The 19,258-nt window shown below is 30.3% G+C and carries 18 protein-coding genes, 2 tRNA genes and 1 other annotated feature; of the genes, 19 read left to right on the top strand and 1 reads right to left on the bottom strand.

What is annotated here, in order from left to right; all coding sequences use genetic code 11:
• Positions 1–5: 5 nt before the first annotated feature.
• The 5 genes from ACU68W_RS08225 to ACU68W_RS08205 all read left to right on the top strand — a co-directional run bounded on the left by ACU68W_RS08225 (position 6) and on the right by ACU68W_RS08205 (position 1,606).
• Positions 6–86, top strand: a complete 81-nt coding sequence (locus ACU68W_RS08225; protein WP_080551595.1) for an IS3 family transposase — start codon at positions 6–8, stop codon at positions 84–86.
• 150 nt (positions 87–236) lie between these two features.
• Positions 237–312, top strand: a tRNA-Lys gene (locus ACU68W_RS08220).
• An 18-nt stretch (positions 313–330) separates the two neighbouring features.
• Positions 331–406: transfer RNA gene (locus tag ACU68W_RS08215), tRNA-Lys, on the top strand.
• Positions 407–500: 94 nt separating this feature from the next.
• Complete coding sequence (locus ACU68W_RS08210; protein WP_094208485.1) at positions 501–881, top strand: hypothetical protein; 381 nt, start codon at positions 501–503, stop codon at positions 879–881.
• Positions 881–1,606: an HAD family hydrolase gene (locus tag ACU68W_RS08205; protein ID WP_316514331.1), complete on the top strand. Its 726-nt coding sequence runs from the start codon at positions 881–883 to the stop codon at positions 1,604–1,606. Before ACU68W_RS08210 ends, ACU68W_RS08205 begins: the two co-directional genes overlap by 1 nt.
• A 97-nt stretch (positions 1,607–1,703) precedes the next feature.
• Here the strand turns inward: ACU68W_RS08205 and ACU68W_RS08200 are convergent, their stop codons facing one another.
• Positions 1,704–2,375: a class A sortase gene (locus ACU68W_RS08200; protein ID WP_094205540.1), complete on the bottom strand. Its 672-nt coding sequence runs from the start codon at positions 2,373–2,375 to the stop codon at positions 1,704–1,706.
• 167 nt (positions 2,376–2,542) lie between these two features.
• On the opposite strand from ACU68W_RS08200, the gene mraZ reads away from it, so the two are divergent.
• From mraZ to leuS, 14 genes are all read left to right on the top strand, one after another.
• Positions 2,543–2,974 carry a division/cell wall cluster transcriptional repressor MraZ gene (mraZ, locus tag ACU68W_RS08195; RefSeq protein ID WP_311437137.1) on the top strand — a complete coding sequence of 144 codons (432 nt, stop codon included), beginning with the start codon at positions 2,543–2,545 and terminating at the stop codon, positions 2,972–2,974.
• Positions 2,975–2,981: 7 nt separating this feature from the next.
• A complete protein-coding gene (gene rsmH, locus ACU68W_RS08190) occupies positions 2,982–3,920 on the top strand; it encodes a 16S rRNA (cytosine(1402)-N(4))-methyltransferase RsmH (RefSeq protein ID WP_311437136.1) in 939 nt (312 codons plus the stop codon).
• 35 nt (positions 3,921–3,955) lie between these two features.
• On the top strand, positions 3,956–4,345 hold the full coding sequence (locus ACU68W_RS08185) for a cell division protein FtsL (protein ID WP_094208489.1): 390 nt from the start codon (positions 3,956–3,958) through the stop codon (positions 4,343–4,345).
• The gene (locus ACU68W_RS08180) at positions 4,345–6,582 is read left to right on the top strand and encodes a penicillin-binding transpeptidase domain-containing protein (RefSeq protein ID WP_446756387.1); all 2,238 of its coding nucleotides are present in this window, start codon (positions 4,345–4,347) and stop codon (positions 6,580–6,582) included. The genes ACU68W_RS08185 and ACU68W_RS08180 overlap by 1 nt, the downstream gene beginning before the upstream one ends.
• Positions 6,583–6,660: 78 nt before the next feature.
• Positions 6,661–7,623 (top strand): phospho-N-acetylmuramoyl-pentapeptide-transferase, encoded by a 963-nt coding sequence (gene mraY, locus ACU68W_RS08175; RefSeq protein ID WP_446756386.1) that lies wholly within the window; start codon positions 6,661–6,663, stop codon positions 7,621–7,623.
• A 7-nt stretch (positions 7,624–7,630) separates the two neighbouring features.
• On the top strand, positions 7,631–8,956 hold the full coding sequence (gene murD, locus ACU68W_RS08170; RefSeq protein ID WP_311437135.1) for a UDP-N-acetylmuramoyl-L-alanine--D-glutamate ligase: 1,326 nt from the start codon (positions 7,631–7,633) through the stop codon (positions 8,954–8,956).
• Between the two features lie 4 nt (positions 8,957–8,960).
• Entirely contained in the window at positions 8,961–10,070 is a 1,110-nt protein-coding gene (locus ACU68W_RS08165; RefSeq protein ID WP_311437134.1) for an FtsW/RodA/SpoVE family cell cycle protein, read from the top strand.
• Positions 10,067–11,179 (top strand): undecaprenyldiphospho-muramoylpentapeptide beta-N-acetylglucosaminyltransferase, encoded by a 1,113-nt coding sequence (gene murG, locus ACU68W_RS08160; protein WP_094208494.1) that lies wholly within the window; start codon positions 10,067–10,069, stop codon positions 11,177–11,179. The genes ACU68W_RS08165 and murG overlap by 4 nt, the downstream gene beginning before the upstream one ends.
• Positions 11,166–11,888: a cell division protein FtsQ/DivIB gene (locus ACU68W_RS08155; protein ID WP_094208495.1), complete on the top strand. Its 723-nt coding sequence runs from the start codon at positions 11,166–11,168 to the stop codon at positions 11,886–11,888. The genes murG and ACU68W_RS08155 overlap by 14 nt, the downstream gene beginning before the upstream one ends.
• A 332-nt stretch (positions 11,889–12,220) precedes the next feature.
• Positions 12,221–13,303, top strand: coding sequence for a cell division protein FtsZ (ftsZ, locus tag ACU68W_RS08150; RefSeq protein WP_002838455.1), 1,083 nt, complete (start codon positions 12,221–12,223; stop codon positions 13,301–13,303).
• Complete coding sequence (nrdR, locus tag ACU68W_RS08145; RefSeq protein ID WP_002836229.1) at positions 13,303–13,755, top strand: transcriptional regulator NrdR; 453 nt, start codon at positions 13,303–13,305, stop codon at positions 13,753–13,755. The genes ftsZ and nrdR overlap by 1 nt, the downstream gene beginning before the upstream one ends.
• A gap of 93 nt (positions 13,756–13,848) precedes the next feature.
• On the top strand, positions 13,849–15,144 hold the full coding sequence (locus tag ACU68W_RS08140; RefSeq protein WP_446756385.1) for a replication-associated recombination protein A: 1,296 nt from the start codon (positions 13,849–13,851) through the stop codon (positions 15,142–15,144).
• Positions 15,141–16,526 (top strand): asparagine--tRNA ligase, encoded by a 1,386-nt coding sequence (asnS, locus tag ACU68W_RS08135; protein ID WP_094208497.1) that lies wholly within the window; start codon positions 15,141–15,143, stop codon positions 16,524–16,526. Before ACU68W_RS08140 ends, asnS begins: the two co-directional genes overlap by 4 nt.
• A gap of 46 nt (positions 16,527–16,572) precedes the next feature.
• Positions 16,573–16,754, top strand: a binding site (T-box leader).
• 37 nt (positions 16,755–16,791) lie between these two features.
• Positions 16,792–19,200: a leucine--tRNA ligase gene (gene leuS, locus ACU68W_RS08130; RefSeq protein WP_094208498.1), complete on the top strand. Its 2,409-nt coding sequence runs from the start codon at positions 16,792–16,794 to the stop codon at positions 19,198–19,200.
• Positions 19,201–19,258 lie beyond the last annotated feature (58 nt).

Raw genomic sequence — 19,258 nt, 5'->3', positions numbered from 1 at the left:
AATATATTAAATGGTACAATGAAGACAGAATTAAAACAAAATTAAACGGAATGTCTCCTGTTATGTACAGATTACATTCCGCTTAAAATATTATTAAATTATTCCGTGTTTACGGGTTCAGCTCAAATTTATCTGCTTCTTTTTACATTATTACAATAATTTGAATTTGAAAAATATTTAAAACTCTTTACAAATTCTTAAAATAGTGTATAATATTATTGTTGTGGTAAAGATATGCGCCTTTAGCTCAGTTGGTAGAGCAACTGACTCTTAATCAGTGGGCCCAGGGTTCGAGTCCCTGAAGGCGCACCACTTTTTTAAATTTAATATGCGCTTTTAGCTCAGTTGGTAGAGCAACTGACTCTTAATCAGTGGGCCCAGGGTTCGAGTCCCTGAAGGCGCACCATCTAATCCGAGATTGACTCGGATTTTTTATTTTAGAAAACTAAATTAACTTAAAAGTTCAACATATATGATATAATAAAAAAAGGAGGACGAACATGAAATCAATATTATCTGTAGTATGGAAGTACAAAGGTTTTACTTTTTTATTTTTCGTATTTGTAGCTTTATTAATGATTATAGTACATTTTTTACATAATAAATTACAAAATAAACAAAAAAAATATATATTCACAACTGCTATTTTTATTTTATCAGCTGTTCTTTTTGTAATGTCGATGTTGTCGATTTTAAGTAAGTTTGGACTCACATTGTTAATGATGTTTACTTTTACATTTGCATCGGCTGTAATTTGCTTAGCATATTCTTTGATTTTGGATATCATAAAACCTATATCTGAAAAGAAAAAAAGCTTAGAATTTCGTAATATAATTGAAAAATTTGACAGATTAGTTGAAGAATCTAGGAGTACAAAATAATGAAAATAGGCGCGTTTTTTGATATTGATGGAACAATAGCCCGAGATTCACTAATGATTGAACATTTCAAAAAATTGGTTAATTTTGAAATAATAGATCAAAAATTATACTACGAAAAAGTTTATCCAGCATACCAAAAATACGAAAAAAGAAAAATTGACTATGATGAGTATCTCAATCAATTGGTTGATGTCTATAAATATAAGCTCAAAGGATTTAGTAGTGAGTTCAATGAATATATATCAAATCAAGTAATCAGTCAAGTTAAAGAGAAAGTTTACAGATATACTCGTGAGATGATTAAATTTCACAAAGAAAATAATCATCTGATATTCTTTATTTCAGGAAGCCCGGACTTTTTAGTAAAAGAAATGGCTGAGAGCTATGGAGTAACTGAATACAGAGCATCCTTGTATTTGAAAAATTCAGGAATGTACACTGGAGAAGTGGTTCCAATGTGGGATAAAAATAGTAAAAAGACTGTGATCGATGAAATTGTTGAACGTTATCAAATTGATGTCGATAATTCATACTGTTACGGTGATACTTCGGGTGATTTTTCTATGATTAATATGATGGGAAAACCAACAGCGATTAATCCTACCAAAGAGTTATTTGAACTAATAAGAGCTAACGAAAAAATAAATGAAAAAACCAAAATAATCATTGAAAGAAAAGATGTAATATACGAATTTCCTAAAAATGGTAAAATTTTGGATATTTAAAAAGCATAACAGACTCTCTTTACAGTTGTGAGGAGAGTTTTTTATATGAAAAGACCACAGAAAATTTTGAATTTCATCTGTGGTCTAAATTTTTATTCTAATTTTGTTTGAAATAATTTTTGTCGTATTTAAATGATCTAACAAGTTTTCCTATTTGGAATACTCTGTTATTAGGATCATTTGGCATATCACATGTCATCAAAGAAAGAATAGGTTTATTATCATATTTCTCAATTCTGTCGTCTTCTAACATATAAAATGCATATGAGTCCGTAACTTTTCTATCTACGATTTCATATTCGTAGATGTTCTTTTTATCGGTAATGTAAACTTTGGTACCTTTAGTTAAATCATACACTTTACTAAATAAAGAGCCATTTCTTTTCATGTAATGACCTGTTAGTGTGTAATTTTTTTCTCCCATTTTTTGGTTTTCTTTCATTGTAGCTGCACCGCTTAATAAGTGTTCATCAGTTACTCCACGATGAATAGGTAAACTTAAATTATAATCAGGGATAATGATTTGTCCAATAACATTTTCTCCGCTTATAGCTGTAAAATTAAACAACGATGTAGTTGTGCTAATGGAGTTTACAGCGTCAAAGTCGTTTTTGAATTCCTTTTTATTGTTTTGTTCCATTTCTGTGGATGATATATCTTTACTTATATCATTTTCACTATAATAGTTGGGTATTAACCTTGCTGCAAAATACAAAGCAAATAGTAGAATACCTATCGTCATTAAAAAAATTCCAAATTTCTTTCTCATATTCATCCTCTTTAATTTTTACTACGTAGAGTATTTTAACATATATTTAAATTTAAGTAAATATCAATAAGAACGTATATTCAGAACGTATAAAAACATTGAAAGCATCATATATTAAAGATATTATTAATGTAGTGGAATTAAAGTGGAACAAAGTGGAGGGAAAAATGTTTATTAACGAATATTTTCATAATATTGACTCAAAAGGTCGCGTTATTATGCCCTCAAAGTTTAGGGATGAAATAGGAGAAGAATTCTACATTACAAAAGGTATGGATGAATGTCTTTTCGTATATCCTGTATCTGCTTTTATCCAAATGACCGAAAAGCTTAATAAATTGTCATTAACTAGAAGACAAGCAAGAGCGTTTTCAAGAGTGTTTTTTGCTGGTGCTAGTAATCAAGAAATTGATAAACAAGGAAGATTTTTGATCCCACAATCCTTGAGAAATTATGCAGATATCAAAAAAGAAGTTGCTATTATTGGAGTATCCAATCGTATTGAAATATGGGATAAAGAAAAATGGGAACAATATTCTAATGATTCTTCACTAAACTATGACGATTTAGCTGATGAATTAAATGATCTTGATTTGTAGGTGAAATATGGAATTCAAACATGTGCCAATTTTATTAAATGAATGCATCGAAAATTTGAATATTATAGACGGAAAAGTTTATGTGGATTGCACTGTTGGAGGCGCTGGACATTCCAGAGAAATTGCAAAAAGAATTGGGAATGGTAAGCTAATTTGCTTTGATCAAGATGAAGACGCATTAACAGTAGCAAAAGAACGCTTAAAAGAATATGGAGATAAGGTTATCTTTATAAAGGATAATTTTAAAAATATTAAAAGCGATTTACAAAATATAGGAATTGAAAAAGTTGATGGAATTTTAATGGATATAGGTGTTAGCTCTTATCAAATCGATGAAGATAGTAGAGGTTTTTCTTATATGCACGATGCGGTTTTGGATATGAGAATGGATCAAACTAATCCAGTTAGCGCCAAGGATATTGTCAACACTTATTCACAAGAGGATTTGGAAAATATTATTTTCAAATATTCAGAAGAAAAATGGGCGAAAAGAATTGCTCAGTTTATATGCAATGAAAGGGAAATCAAACCTATTAATACTACTTTCGAATTAGTGGAAGTCATCGAAAAAGCGATTCCTAAAAAAGTAAGAATGAATCAAAAAGGCCACAGTGCAAAGAAAACTTTTCAAGCAATTAGAATTGAAGTTAATAAAGAATTAGAAGTTTTAGAACAAGCAGTTGGAGATTGTATAGATTTATTGAATCCTGAAGGTAGAATTTGCATAATAACGTTTCATTCTTTGGAGGATAAAATTTGTAAAGATATTTTTAAACAAAGACAAAAAGGTTGTATTTGTCCTCCGGAAATTCCGGTATGTGTTTGCAATCATAAGCCTGAAATTAAGATTATTACTAGAAAGCCGATAGAGCCTTCACCAGAAGAATTAAAACAAAATTCTAGGGCTAGAAGTGCAAAATTGAGAGTTGCTGAAAAGATTATTTGATAATTATATGATTTGATTAATAAATGGAGACAAAAATGGGTAATGCACAAAGAAAAATTGAAGTTTTTCCACAGTATGTAGAAAAAAAAGAATTTGAAGTCAAAAAAATTGAACAAACAAAAAAATTAAATAGACCTAGTAGAAAAACAAATCTTTTTTCTACTTTTAATAAAGTAATGATATGCGTGGTTATTTGTTTATCCATTTTGGTGATGAATCGTTATTCTAAGATTCAAAGCATGTCCAGTGAATTAAAAGAAGTAAAAAATCAATTAATGCTTACAGAAGGCAACCGAGATGTGATAAAATCTCATATAGAAAGTAAATTAACTAGTAAAAATATTGAAGAAATAGCAAAAAATAATTTGGGTATGCAATTTCCTGAAAATGCTCAAATTATGTACTTAAAATTAGAGGAAAAATAATGAGAAGGCGCAATTTAAGCAAAGGAAAAATCAATAAAAATTTCAATAAAAACTACAATTCTCGTATTGTAGTTTTATTTTGTATATTGACAATTATTGTATTATTAATAGTTGGTAAACTGATTTATTTACAATTGACTCCTGCTGGAGATAAATACCGAAAACTATCGGCAAAACAAAGCACCAATACTATTAATATTGATGCTGAAAGAGGGAAAATATTAGATACTAATGGAGAGACATTGGCAGATAACGTCGTATCCAATAATTTGTATGTAAATGCTACTTATTTAAATGATCAATCGAAATCAAACTTAATTGATTCGTTAGGAAAAACTTTAAGTATGAAACCTGAAGAATTAAGAAAAGTTTTAGATAAAAAGAAAACAGTTCTAGTTAAACCTTCATTATCAAAAACAGAAATAGAAAACATAAAAAAACTACCTATTAGTAATCAGAAATTTATTAGCATCGTTTCTGAGAAAAAGAGATATTATCCAAACAAGGAAATGTTAGCTCAAGTTTTAGGATTTACAAATGTAAATAATGATGGCGTTGTTGGGTTGGAGAGCTTTTATAATGCTAAATTAAAAGGTAAACCCGGAAAAAGAATTCTGAATAGTTCAGTTAACAGATCGATTGATTTATCTGATGATAGTTCTGTGATTATTAATCCAGAAAATGGATATGATTTAAAAACAACTATAGATAGTACTATTCAGGGTTTTGTAGAAGATAGTTTAAAAGACATAGAGAATAATTTTAAGCCAAAATCTGCGACGATAATCGTTATGAATCCAAATAATGGGGATGTATTGGGTATGGGATCTTATCCGAATTTTAACCCTAATGATCCTAAAACTCCGCTTTTAAGAGATCAAATAAATGAATTAAATGATTTGAAAAAAGAAAATGATGATGATAAAATCAGTGAATTTTATTTTAATATGTGGGAAAATAAAGCAACTTCGTGGACTTACGAGCCGGGAAGTGTATTTAAAACTATAACTAGTGCGGCTGCAACTGAAGAGCATACAGCAACACAAGAATCACATTATTTTTGTAATGGATTTATCAGGGATATTCCAGGCGTTGTTATAAGATGCGAAAGATATTGGAATCCTCATGGTGACGAAACTTTCCAAGAAGCTTTTAACAATTCTTGCAACATTGCATATGTAAATATTGGTAGAGATTTGGGAAAAGCAAATATTCAAAAATACGTAAATGGATTTGGTTTTAATCAAAAAACAGATATTGATTTACCGGCTGAAGAATTGGGAATAGCTCCGAAAAGTGTGAAAGATATAGATGCAGCAAGACTTGCTACACTTTCTTATGGTCACGGTATTTCGGCAACGCCAATTCGAATGATAACAGCTTTAAACTCAATAGTGAATGGTGGAATGTTGATAGAACCACATGTTGCTAAGGAATTTATTTCAAAGGACACAAAAAAGATAGAAAAAGTTCAGCCAAAAGTCAAAAGACAAATAATTTCAGCACAATCTTCAAAGCAAATCAATAAAATGTTGCAGGGAGTTGTAGATGATGGAAGTGGTAAAAAAGCTTCAATTCAAGGATTTGGTATAGGTGGTAAAACTGGAACAAGTATAAAAATCGAAGACGGCAAATACACTGACAGTAAAACAACTGCATCATTCTTTGGATCTTTTCCAACGGATCATCCAGAATACACTGTTTTAATCGTAGTAGATGAGCCTCAAAGAAAAAACGGCGGAAGTGCTGTATGCGCACCTTCTGCGGGCAAGATTTTTTCTAAGATTATCGAATATAAGAGAATAAATAAAACCAGACTGGATGCTGACGATTCAGATAAGGTTACTATTCCAGAACTAGAAGGGCTTACATTGAAGTTAGCGGTTGATAAACTTAATTCATTGGGATTAAAGTCTAAGGTTACAAATTCAAATTCGAATTTGAATTCAATTGTAAATTCTCAAGAAACAGCTGCATATTCTAAAGTGAATAAGGGAGATATAATTGAACTTACGACGGGAAGTGTAGAGGACTCAATGATTAGAATTCCTGAAATAGTGGGATTCACAGTTGAAGATGCAGTGGATACTTTAGAAAAATACGGTATTAAAAATATCGAAATCAAAAATGGTAAAAAAGGTAAAGTAGTTAAAACTGATCCTGAAGAAAACAAATTGATGGATCCAAAATCTTACATTAAAATTTATACTGAACAAGAGAAAAATACTGAAGAATAATTTTTCCGTGTGGTATAATAAATACTTATGAGGTATAAAATTGGACATAATTTGTGTTCATAATTTAAGGAGATAAATATGAATTTTAAAAGTGAAATTTTAATGTCGATGTTATTATCTATCGTAATTTCGTTGATATTAGGAAAGTTTATAATCAGGATTTTAAGACAAAAACATATTGGTCAAGAAATCAGAGATGACGGCCCCAAATCACACTATTCAAAAGCGGGAACACCAACTATGGGAGGTATTATATTTATAATATCTACATTGATTACTGTTATTGTATTAAGATTGTTCAGTAGTGAAGTTTTGTTGGCGATTTATGGAATGCTTGCATTTGGAGCGATAGGTTTTATAGATGACTTCATGAAATTAGTAATGAAACGTTCATTGGGATTAAATGAAAAACAAAAACTTGTGTTACAACTTTTGTTTTCTATCATAGCTTGTTTTTTGATTAAACAAGTAAATCCGAATTTTACAAAACAAGTTATTCCGTTTTTCCATAAAACAGTAGATTTTGGAATAATAACTTATCCATTCTTGATTTTCGTAATGATGGGAACATCTAATGCTACTAATTTGACTGATGGATTAGATGGACTTGCAACTTCTGTATCAATTCCTGTGTTCATTGCTACAAGTATTATTTTGTATAACTTAAATTCTACAGCTAGTATATTCAGTATTATATTTGCTGGTAGCCTTTTGGGATTTTTGGTGTACAATTCAAATCCAGCTAAAGTTTTTATGGGAGATACAGGATCCATGGCGATAGGTGGTGCTTTGGTGATGATTATGGCTATGTACGGCTTGAGTTTGTACTTAATCATTTTAGGATTTGTGTACATGATTGAAGTGTTATCCGTAATAATTCAAATGACTAGCTACAAATTGAGAAACAAAAAAAGAGTATTTTTGATGAGTCCAATTCATCATCATTATGAATTAAAAGGCTACAAAGAACAAAAGATAGTATCAATTTTTATGGTTGTATCAGTAATTACAAGTTTAATTACATTAATAGATATATTATAGGTGAATTATGAAAAAAATATTAGTATTTGGATTAGCCAGAACAGGAATATCAGCTCTAAAAACATTAAAATTAAAAGGATATGATTTGGGAGCTATTGATGATAATATTGACGAAGAGAAAACAAAAATATTAAATGAATTAGACGTTCAAATAGAGACTATAGATACTATTGATAAATACGATATTATTTTAAAAAGTCCTGGTATTAGAATGGATAATCCAGTGATATTAAAGGCAAATGAATTAAATATCGAAGTTGTTAGTGATTTGGAATTGGCACAAAGAATTTTTGAAGATATTAAAATTGTTGCTATTACTGGCACGAATGGAAAAACAACTACAACTTCGTTAATGACTAAAATGTTGAATGATTCAGGAAGAAAAGCTATTTCAATAGGAAATATTGGTGTTGGAATGTTATGGGAAATATATAACAGCGACAAAGACACATATTTTGTTATTGAATGTTCAAGCTTCCAACTAGAAAGTACGAAAAACTTTAAACCGCAATATTCTTGCATAATCAATATTACCCCAGATCATATTGATTGGCACGGAAGTATGCAAAATTATGTAAACGCGAAAATGAATGTATTAAAGAATCAAGACCATAATTGTTACACGGTACTTAATGTTGATGATGAATACTACGAAGAATGCAAAAATTTTACAAAATCAAATGTATATGATGTGTCTACTTCAACCGATGTGAAAAAAGGTTCATTTATCAAAGACGATTCAATATATTTTTCTGATTCAGATTGCAACAAAATAATTGACTTAAAAGATGTTAAATTAATAGGCTATCATAATTATCAGAATGTTCTATTCTGTGTTACTTTAGCAAAGTTGATAGGTATTAATGATGATAGTATCAGACAAACTTTAATGAGTTTTTCTGGTGTAGAACATAGGCTAGAATTTGTAAGAGAATTATCGGGAGTAAAATACTACAACGATTCTAAGGGAACCAATGTTGATGCAAGTGTTAAAGCAATAGAATCTTTTGATAAGAATGTTATTATATTAGCTGGTGGATACGACAAAAAAGTAAGCTTGGATAATTTTTTTATAGCTGGTAAGAACAAGTTTAAAGCATTGATTTTAATGGGGCAAACTAGAGAGTTGTTCGAAAAAAAAGCAAAAGAATATGGATTTGAAAATATAATCTTAGTAGATGATATGAACCAAGCAGTTACTCAAGCTAATGAAATAGCTGAAAGTGGAGATGTGGTACTACTTTCTCCGGCTAGTGCAAGTTGGGGAATGTACAATAACTATGAAGAAAGAGGAAACGAATTTAAGGAATTATTAAACAATTTGCGAGGATAGAAGCATGAAACTTTCAAAAGATGGGAAAGGTATCTTGTATATAACAATTTTCCTGACAATTTTTGGAATAATTATGGTACTAAGCTCAAGTTGGCCAACGGCAGTTAGTGAACATAAAGCGTGGTATTATTATGGTCTAAGACAAGGAATTTTTGCATTGCTTGGTTTTATTTTAATGAAATTTACAAGTGTATTTGATAATGAAAATTACAAAAAAAACGCATTGTGGATATTTATTTTTGCAATTTTATTGTGTATGCTTGTTTTTACACCGTTGGGAAAAGAAATAAATTACGCAAAACGTTGGATTAAGATTAAATCATTTAGCTTTATGCCATCGGATATTCTTAAATTTGCATCGATTAATTTAGCAGCAGCTATTGTATCACAAAATATAAATAAAATTAAAACCTTTAAAGAAGGATTTATGAGGATGATTTTATTGGTTGCAATATCAGGTGGAATTGTATTCATGCAACCTGACTTATCAACTGCAATAGTTATTATAGGAAGTGTATTTTGTGTATTTATGGTAAGTGGTTTAAATATTAGATACATTGTGTCTACTTTTATAGCAGCAGTTGCTTTTGGATACATAGCGATTTTTAAAGTAAAAATAGGTTACAGTAGAATTGACAGGATTATAGCTTTTATTGATCCATTGGGGAATTTAGAAGATGAGGGATGGCAATTATCCCAATCGTTGGCAGCAGTGTCTAACGGTAGTTTTCTTGGTAGTGGATTAGGTATGAGTAAACAGAAATTTTTGTATTTATCCCAAGCTCATAATGACTTTATTTTTGCGATTATTTGTGAAGAATTTGGGTTTTTAGGAGCTTTGGTTTTAATTATTGCTTATTTTGCCTTCTTAGTTTTTGGAATCAGAATTGCGATGAAAACAAAATATACTTATTCAAGATTATTGGTTTCTGGAATACTTTTCGTAATCGGGATACAAGCGTATGTTAATATGACGGTGGTTACGGGATTAATTCCTCCAACAGGATTGACATTACCATTTATATCGTATGGCGGAACGTCTTTGATGATTATGTTGGCATTAGTAGGGATAATTTTAAATGTAGACAGAAACAATGAAGAGGAGAGACAATGAATATAATAGTATCTGGCGGCGGAACTGGTGGACATATATATCCAGCCATTTCATTAATTGAAGAATTAAAAAAAAGAGATGAAAATAATAAAATACTTTATGTAGGAACCGAAAAAGGATTGGAAAGTAGTATTGTTCCAAAGCTGGGAATAGATTTTAAAACTATACATGTTAGAGGAATTCCTAGAAAAATAAATGCGAATTCTTTTAAAGCTTTGAAAGAATTATTCAAAGGATTAAAAGAAGCAAATAAAATTCTTAAAGAATTCAAGCCAGATCTTGTTATTGGAACTGGTGGATATGTGAGTGGACCTATATTATACAAAGCCACTAAAACTAAAGCAAAGGTAGCCTTTCACGAACAAAATAGTTTTCCGGGAGTTACTAATAGGATATTATCAAGATATGTTGATAGATATTTTGTCACATTTGAAGAATCCATTAAATACTTCAAAAATCAAGAAAAAGCCGTTGTAACTGGTAATCCAATTAGGAACAGATTTACTGATATTGGAAAAAATAAAGATGCAGCACTTGAACAATACAAAATATCTGAAAACAAAAAAGTTGTATTCATATTTGGCGGATCAAATGGTTCTGAAATATTAAACAAAGCAACACTTGATATGGTTGATAAAATATCTAATCAAGATGTATTTGAGGTAATTTTAGCTACAGGTAAATTAAATTACGATGAGTTTATACAAAAATCAGGAAATGACATTAGAAATTTACACATCTATCCATATATAGATGACATAGATAAAGCTTATTCTGTGTCTGATTTGATTGTTACAAGTAGTGGGGCTATAACGCTAGCTGAACTATCCTTCTTGGGGAAAGCGTCAATACTTGTTCCAAAAGCATATACAACAGAAAATCATCAAGAATACAACGCAAGAGCATTTGAAAAAATAGGAGCAAGTAAGGTTATATTGGAAAAAGACGTGAATGCTAATACCCTATTTGACCAAATAAATGAAATACTAAGTGATGATAAATTGTTACAAGAACTTTCAGAAAACTCGAAGAAAATGTCTTATCCAACTGCTTGTAAAGATATTGTAGATGAACTTTACAGATTGGTAGAACAAGATGAGAAAGCATAGAGTAGTAATTATTGTAGCAATATCGCTATTGATTGGACTCATAGCGTATTTATGTGCTACACTTGACTATTTTTCAATAAAAAAAATCACAGTTAAAAACAATAAAATAGTAAAAATATCTGAAATAAAAGATTATGCTAATTACTCATTAGGCGAAAATATTTTTAGATTTAATAAGAAAAAATTACAGGAAAAGATTAATAAAGATATTTATATTAGAAATGCAAATATCAAGAAGATTTATCCAAATACTATTGAAATAACAGTGGAAGAGGCAAATGATATTTGTTATTTTGAAGTTGGAAAAGATAAAATTTTCGTAGATTCAGATTTTAAAATTGTAAAGAACAAGGATAGAATAGACTATTCAAAAATTGTTAAAATTGTTGGAGCAAATGAAAATCTGTTAAAAATTAGTAATTTAAAATCAGACGAAAAATTTTATGAGTTTTTGTATAATCTTTATTCACACAAAATTTTAGAACAATTAACTGAAATTAACGTCGTAAATTCAAACGATGTAACCATGGTTACAAAAAACGAAATAAAAGTGTTTTTTGGAGATTTAAATGACTCAGAGAAGAAATCAAATAATATTTCGAAGATTTTAAAAGAAATTAGTACTAAAAGTATAAACACAAAAATGCTAGATACTAAAGATCCTCAAAAACCATTTTTGATAAAAGAAAATCCAGAACAAACTGAGTAATTACAGTTTTGGAGTTTGCCTTGTAAAAAAGATTTTATAAGATGCATAAAAAATATGGTGTATTTATAATACATTGGTGTATTATTAGTTTTATGATTTAAAAATTGCATCAAACTCAAAGAAAAAGTAATAAACTTCAAAAATGTTAAAGATACAAAACAAAATAGCTAAATGTAGCTGAAATTAATTAAATATAATAAAGATTATACTACAAGTACAAAACAAATGAGAAGCGAAAAAACGCTAAATGTCATTAAAAATATTGTTGAACTTGTAGTATAATTAAGTTAAAGAGATTAAAAGGAATTTTAATTACAAATTAGGAGGATGTTATGACTTTTGATATGGAACTAGAAGATAATGATTTAGCCAAAATCAAAGTAATTGGTGTTGGTGGCGGCGGAAATAACGCCGTAAAGAGAATGAAAGAAGAAGGTTTGCAAGGTGTAGAATTTGTTGCAGTTAATACTGACAAACAAATTTTAAATAATTTAGATATTAATACTAAATTGCAAATTGGAAGCAAGATTACAAAGGGTTTGGGAGCCGGAGCTAATCCTGCAGTTGGTATGAAAGCTGCTGAAGAAAGTAGAAACGAAATCGAAGAAGCACTTGACAAAACAGACATGGTATTTGTAACTGCTGGTATGGGTGGTGGAACTGGTACTGGTGCTGCACCAATAGTTGCACAAATCGCAAAAGAAAAAGGAATACTTACAGTTGGTGTTGTAACAAAACCATTTACATTCGAAGGAAGAAAAAGACAAATGCAAGCTGAACAAGGTATTGAAGCTTTGAAGGGAAAAGTTGATACTTTGGTAATTATTCCTAACGATAAATTGTTACAAATTTCAGACAAGAGAACTACAATGTCTGAAGCTTTCATGATGGCTGACGAAGTTCTTATGGATGGTATTCAAGGTATCTCTGATTTAATCGCTGTACCTAACTTAATTAACTTAGACTTTGCCGATGTTAGATCAATTATGCTAAACCAAGGAATTGCTCACATGGGTATTGGTAAAGCGAATGGAGACAACAGAGCTATGGAAGCTGCAAAACTTGCAGTTAAATCTCCATTATTAGAAACATCAATTGGAGGAGCAAAAGCTGTTTTGATTAATGTTACAGGAAAAGAATTAGGATTATTCGAAGTTAATGAAGCTGCGGAATTAATCAGAGAAGAAGTAGATCCAGACGCTAATATTATATTTGGTGCTGGTATTGATGAGTCTTTAGGTGACGATATCAAAATTACTGTAATTGCAACAGGATTTGATTCTGATAACCCAATGGCTAACAAATTAAAATCAAATAAAAAGTCTGATCCAGTTTCTCAAAAATCAGAAGAAACTTCTGAAAAAGATCACGACGATATAGAAATACCTTCATTCTTGAAGAGAAGAGGATTCTAATGAAATGTCCGTTCTGTAATGCATCTGATACAAAAGTTGTAGATACTAGAGCATCTGAAGACGACAAAATTGTTAGACGAAGGAGAGAATGTATTTCTTGCCACAAAAGATTTACTACTTATGAAAGATATGACTTTAATAATCTTACAGTGGTAAAAAAAGATAAAAACAGAGAAGCTTTTGATAGAGATAAAGTGTATCGTGGAATGAAAAAGTCTTGTGAAAAAAGACCTGTTCCAGATTCAGTGTTGCTTGAGGCTACTAAAGAGATAGAAGTTGAATTAACACATAGCAATAAAAGGGAGGTAGATTCATCTGAAATAGGTGAATTAATAATGAAAAAGCTTAAGAAAATTGACAAGGTTGCATATATTCGTTTTGCGTCTGTGTATAGAGAATTTACAGATGTTAAATCCTTTAACGAGGAAATATCAAAATTAGATAATGAATAAGGTCGGGTAAATATCCGACCTTTAATTTTTATTTAACGATATTTAATTTTTATGGTAAGATATAAATAAAATAAATGTTAAAGGGGAAATATTTTGGATTTATTTGAATATAATTTACAATTACAAAAAGAAAATAGTTCACCGTTAGCAAATAGACTCAGACCTAAAAGTTTGGATAAATATTTTGGACAATCTCACGTGGTTGGCGAAGGAAAGCTTTTGAATAGATTGATAAAGGCTGATAAAATTCCCTCTATGATTTTTTACGGACCACCTGGAACTGGAAAAACAACCTTGGCAGAAATAATTTCGAATCAAACTAATTCTTTATTCGAAAGATTATCTGCGATTTCAAGTGGCGTTAAAGATATTAGAGAAGTTATTTCAATTGCTAAGACTAATTTGAGCATGTATAACAAAAAAACTGTTTTGTTTATTGATGAAATTCATAGATTTAACAAATCACAACAAGACGCACTGTTAGGATATGTTGAAGATGGAACAATCACTTTGATAGGTGCCACAACAGAAAATCCGTTTTTCGAAGTGAACAAAGCTCTTTTATCGAGATGTCAAATTATCGAATTGAAACCGTTGACTGATACAGATATTAGAAACATCATAGAAAACGCACTTACAGAAGATAAAAAGCTAAGAGAAATGAATATTCAAATATATGAAAAAGCAATTGATGTTCTCGTAAATTCTGCAAATGGGGATGCGAGAAGTGCATTGAATGCTCTAGAGATTGCAATCGAGAGCACAGATCAAGTTAATGGTTGCTTAATTATAGATGAAGATGCGATAAAAAATTCGGTATTTAAACCTGTGCTGAAATATGACAAAGAAGAAGATCACTATAATGTTATATCGGCATTTATTAAATCTATGAGAGGTTCTGATATTGATGCAGCTTTGTATTACTTAGCAAGAATGATTGAAAGTGGAGAAGATCCTAAATTTATTGCTAGAAGAATGGTGATTTTTGCATCAGAAGATATTGGACTAGCAAATCCAGAAGCTTTGACTGTAGCTATTAATGTGTTCAATGCAGTTAATTTAATAGGGTTACCAGAATGTAGGATAAATTTATCGAATGGTGTAATTTATCTTGCATCAAGCGAAAAATCTAATACGTCTTATGTCGCAATTGACAAGGCTTTGGAAGATATTCGCCAAAACAAGATTTACGATGTTCCTAGTCATTTAAAAGACGATCATTATGATGGGGCAAAATCGTTGGATAGAGGTCTAGGATACAAATATCCGCATAGTGACGATTCGTATCAACAATATTTACCTGACGAATTAAAAAATCAAAAATATTACGATCCAAAAGATATTGGATATGAAAGCAAAATATATAAAAAAACGAGGAGTAAAAAATGATATTAATTAGAGATTTAATTAAAGATTACGAAAAATATTCTAACAAAGAAGTTGAAGTTGGAGGTTGGATTAAAAACTCAAGATTTAGTAAGAATGTTGGATTTATTGAACTAAACGACGGAACTTTCTTCAATCCAGTTCAAATAGTAGTAGGAAAAGATAATGAAGATTTTGAAAAGTGTGAAAAGTTAAAATTAAGCTCAGCAATTATTGTCGTAGGTAAATTAGTTTTGACTCCAAATTCTAAACAACCTTTTGAAATTCAAGCAGAAAAAATTATAGTTGAAGGGGAATCTACAGATGATTATCCACTTCAAAAGAAGAGACATACTTTTGAATTTTTGAGAACAATATTACATTTAAGACCAAGAACAAATACATTTAATGCTGTATTTAGAGTTAGAAGTAGATTGGCATTTGCTATTCATAAATTCTTTAATGAAAGAGGATTTGTATATGTTCATACTCCAATAATAACAGGTAGTGATGCTGAAGGCGCTGGAGAAATGTTCAGAGTTACAACATTAGATTTAGATAATATTCCAAAAGATGACGATGGAAATGTTGATTTTTCACAAGATTTCTTCTCAAAATCTACTAACTTAACTGTAAGCGGTCAATTACAAGCAGAAGCTTACGCATTAGCATTTAGAAATGTGTATACATTTGGACCAACTTTCAGAAGTGAACACTCTAATACTCCTAGACATGCTGCAGAATTCTGGATGATGGAACCTGAAATATGTTTTGCTGATTTGGATGATGTATGCAATTTGGCTGAAGATATGGTTAGATATATCATAAAAGATGTTATGGAAAATTGTGAAGAAGAAATTAAATTCTTCAACAGTTTTGTAGACAAGAACTTAATTGAAAGATTAACAAAAGTTGCCAATAAATCATTCAAAAAATTAACTTATACTGAAGCTGTTGAAATTTTACAAAAATCAGGAGAAAAATTTGAATATCCTGTTGAATGGGGAATGGATTTACAAACAGAACACGAAAAATATTTGAGTGAAAAAGTTGTTGACGGGCCGGTATTTGTTACTGATTATCCAAAAGAAATCAAGGCATTCTACATGAGACTTAACGACGACAACAAAACAGTTGCGGCAACAGATCTTTTAGTCCCAGGAATTGGTGAATTAATTGGTGGAAGTCAAAGAGAAGAAAGATACGAATTGTTGGATAAGAAAATGAATGAATTAGGATTCAATAAAGAAGAATACAAATGGTATCTTGATTTAAGAAAATACGGCGGAGTTAAACACGGTGGATTTGGTTTAGGTTTTGAAAGAATGGTTATGTATATGACAGGAATGTCTAACATAAGAGATGTCATTCCATTCCCTAGAACTGTTGGACATTGTGAATACTAATATTGAATTTAATTCTGTTATGTGATATCATAATAGTAAGTTTTTATAATAATATTTGAATAAAAGTAGTAAATAATTAAAAATTTTCAGAGAATTGGTGGTTGGTGCGAAACAATATTTGAGATTATTGAACTTGTTTATTGATAGAATATTCGTATATCTGCGTTAAAGATTTGAGTGGGATTAACCAATAAGAGTGGTACCGCGGAATTTTATTTCGTCTCTTCTTTGTAAGAGGCGAATTTTTTATTATTTGGAGGTAAAAATGGATAGATATAATCCGAATTCAATTGAGAAAAAGTGGCAAAAATATTGGGAAGAAAACAAAACCTTTAAGACTTCTGATGATAAGTCAAAAGAAAAATTCTACGCTTTAGTAGAGTTTCCTTATCCTTCTGGACAAGGACTACACGTAGGCCATCCAAGACCATACACTGCATTGGATATCGTTTCAAGAAAAAGAAGAATGCAAGGATATAATGTTTTGTATCCAATGGGTTGGGATGCATTTGGACTTCCTACAGAAAATTTTGCTATTAAAAATAAGATAAGACCTGAAATTGTTACAGAAAATAACATCAAAAACTTCAAAAGACAGATGCAATCAATCGGTTTTTCTTTTGATTGGGACAGAGAAATAAACACAACAGACCCAGATTACTATAAATGGACTCAATGGATTTTCATCCAAATGTTTAAAAAAGGACTTGCATATAAAAAAGAAATGCCTATTAACTGGTGTCCTTCATGTAAGACAGGACTTGCAAATGAGGAAGTAATAAACGGTCATTGCGAAAGATGTGGTGGAGAAGTAATCAGAAAAGTTAAGAATCAATGGATGCTTAAAATAACTGAATACGCTGATAGACTTATAGATGATTTAAAAGATGTTGATTATTTGGATAGAATAAAATCTCAACAAATAAACTGGATTGGAAGATCATACGGTGCAGAAATTAAATTCTCATTAAAAGAAGTTGACGAAAAAATTACTGTTTTTACAACAAGAGCAGATACTATATTTGGTGCAACTTACATGGTTATTTCTGTTGATCATCCTTTGATTGAAAAATATAGTGATCAAATTAAAAATATCGAAGAAATTAGAAGCTACAGACAAGAAGTAGCTAAGAAATCGGAATTGGAAAGAACAGATTTATCCAAAGAAAAGACAGGATACAAAATTGATGGATTAACAGCGATTAATCCTTTGACTAATAAAGAAATTCCAGTTTATGTATCAGATTATGTATTGATGACTTATGGAACAGGCGCTATTATGGCAGTTCCTGCTCACGACGACAGAGACTATGAATTTGCTAAAAAATTTAACATTGAAATGATTCCTGTAATTGAAGGATCTGACATAGAAAATTCTGCATTCACCGAAACAAACGAAGGAAATCTTATTAATTCTGAATTTTTGAATGGCTTGAGTGTAAACGAAGCAAAACAAAAAATGTATGAATACATTGAAGAAAAAGAAATAGGTCACAAGAAGACAAACTATAAATTAAGAGATTGGGTTTTTTCTAGACAAAGATATTGGGGAGAACCAATTCCATTGGTTTATTGTGAACATTGTGGATGGGTTCCTTTGGAAGAAAAAGATTTACCATTAGTATTGCCTAAGGTTGATAATTATGAACCAACAGATAATGGAGAATCACCACTATCAAATATAGATGAATTTGTTCACACAAAATGTCCAAAATGCGGTAGAGATGCTGTAAGAGAAACTGATACTATGCCACAATGGGCAGGATCTTCTTGGTATTATTTGAGATATACTGATCCTCATAATGGTGAAGCGATAGCAAGTAAAGAAAACTTAGACTATTATGTTCCAGTTGACTGGTATAACGGTGGGATGGAACACACTACACTTCACTTATTGTATTCAAGATTTTGGCACAAATTCTTGTATGATATTGGAGTAGTTCCTACAAAAGAACCATATATGAAGAGGACTAGCCATGGAATGATTTTAGGTGACAACAACGAAAAAATGAGTAAGTCTCGTGGTAATGTTGTAAACCCAGATGATATCGTCAGAGATTTTGGTGCAGATACTTTGAGATGTTATGAAATGTTCATTGGAGATTTCGAAAAATCAGCTCCTTGGTCTGAAAATGGAGTTAAAGGTTGTAGAAAATTCTTAGATAAAGTATGGAGAACACAAGAATTAGTAGATGAAGATTCTAATTTTGAAAAAATGGAAACTTTAACGCATCAAACTATTAAAAAAGTAAGTGAAGATTATGAAAATTTAAAATTTAATACAGCGATCGCTCAGCTTATGACATTATTGAATGAATTCAACAACTTAGATAAAATTTCTAATGAACAATATAAGATATTCTTGATATTATTAAATCCTGTTTGCCCTCATATAACAGAAGAAATTTGGCAAAGAATGGGATATGAAGGATATGTTCACGAAGCTAGTTGGCCAGAATATGATGAATCAAAGACTATATTAGATGTAATAGAACTTCCTATACAAGTAAATGGTAAGTTAAGAACAACTGTAGAGATAGGTAGAGATGCTTCTGAAGATGAAGTTTTTGAGAAAGCTATCAAGGATGATGTTGTAGCAAAATATCTTGAAGAAGGAAATGTAGTTAAGAAAATTTATGTAAAAGGTAGAATTTTTAATATAATTGTTAAATAATTTTGGTAATAGTAGATTGAGTTTTCTTAATCTACTATTATTATTGCAATAGGATATT

This window comes from Finegoldia sp. P2-F-LR (assembly GCF_052932265.1).
This window is presented reverse-complemented; position numbering and strand designations above follow the sequence as displayed.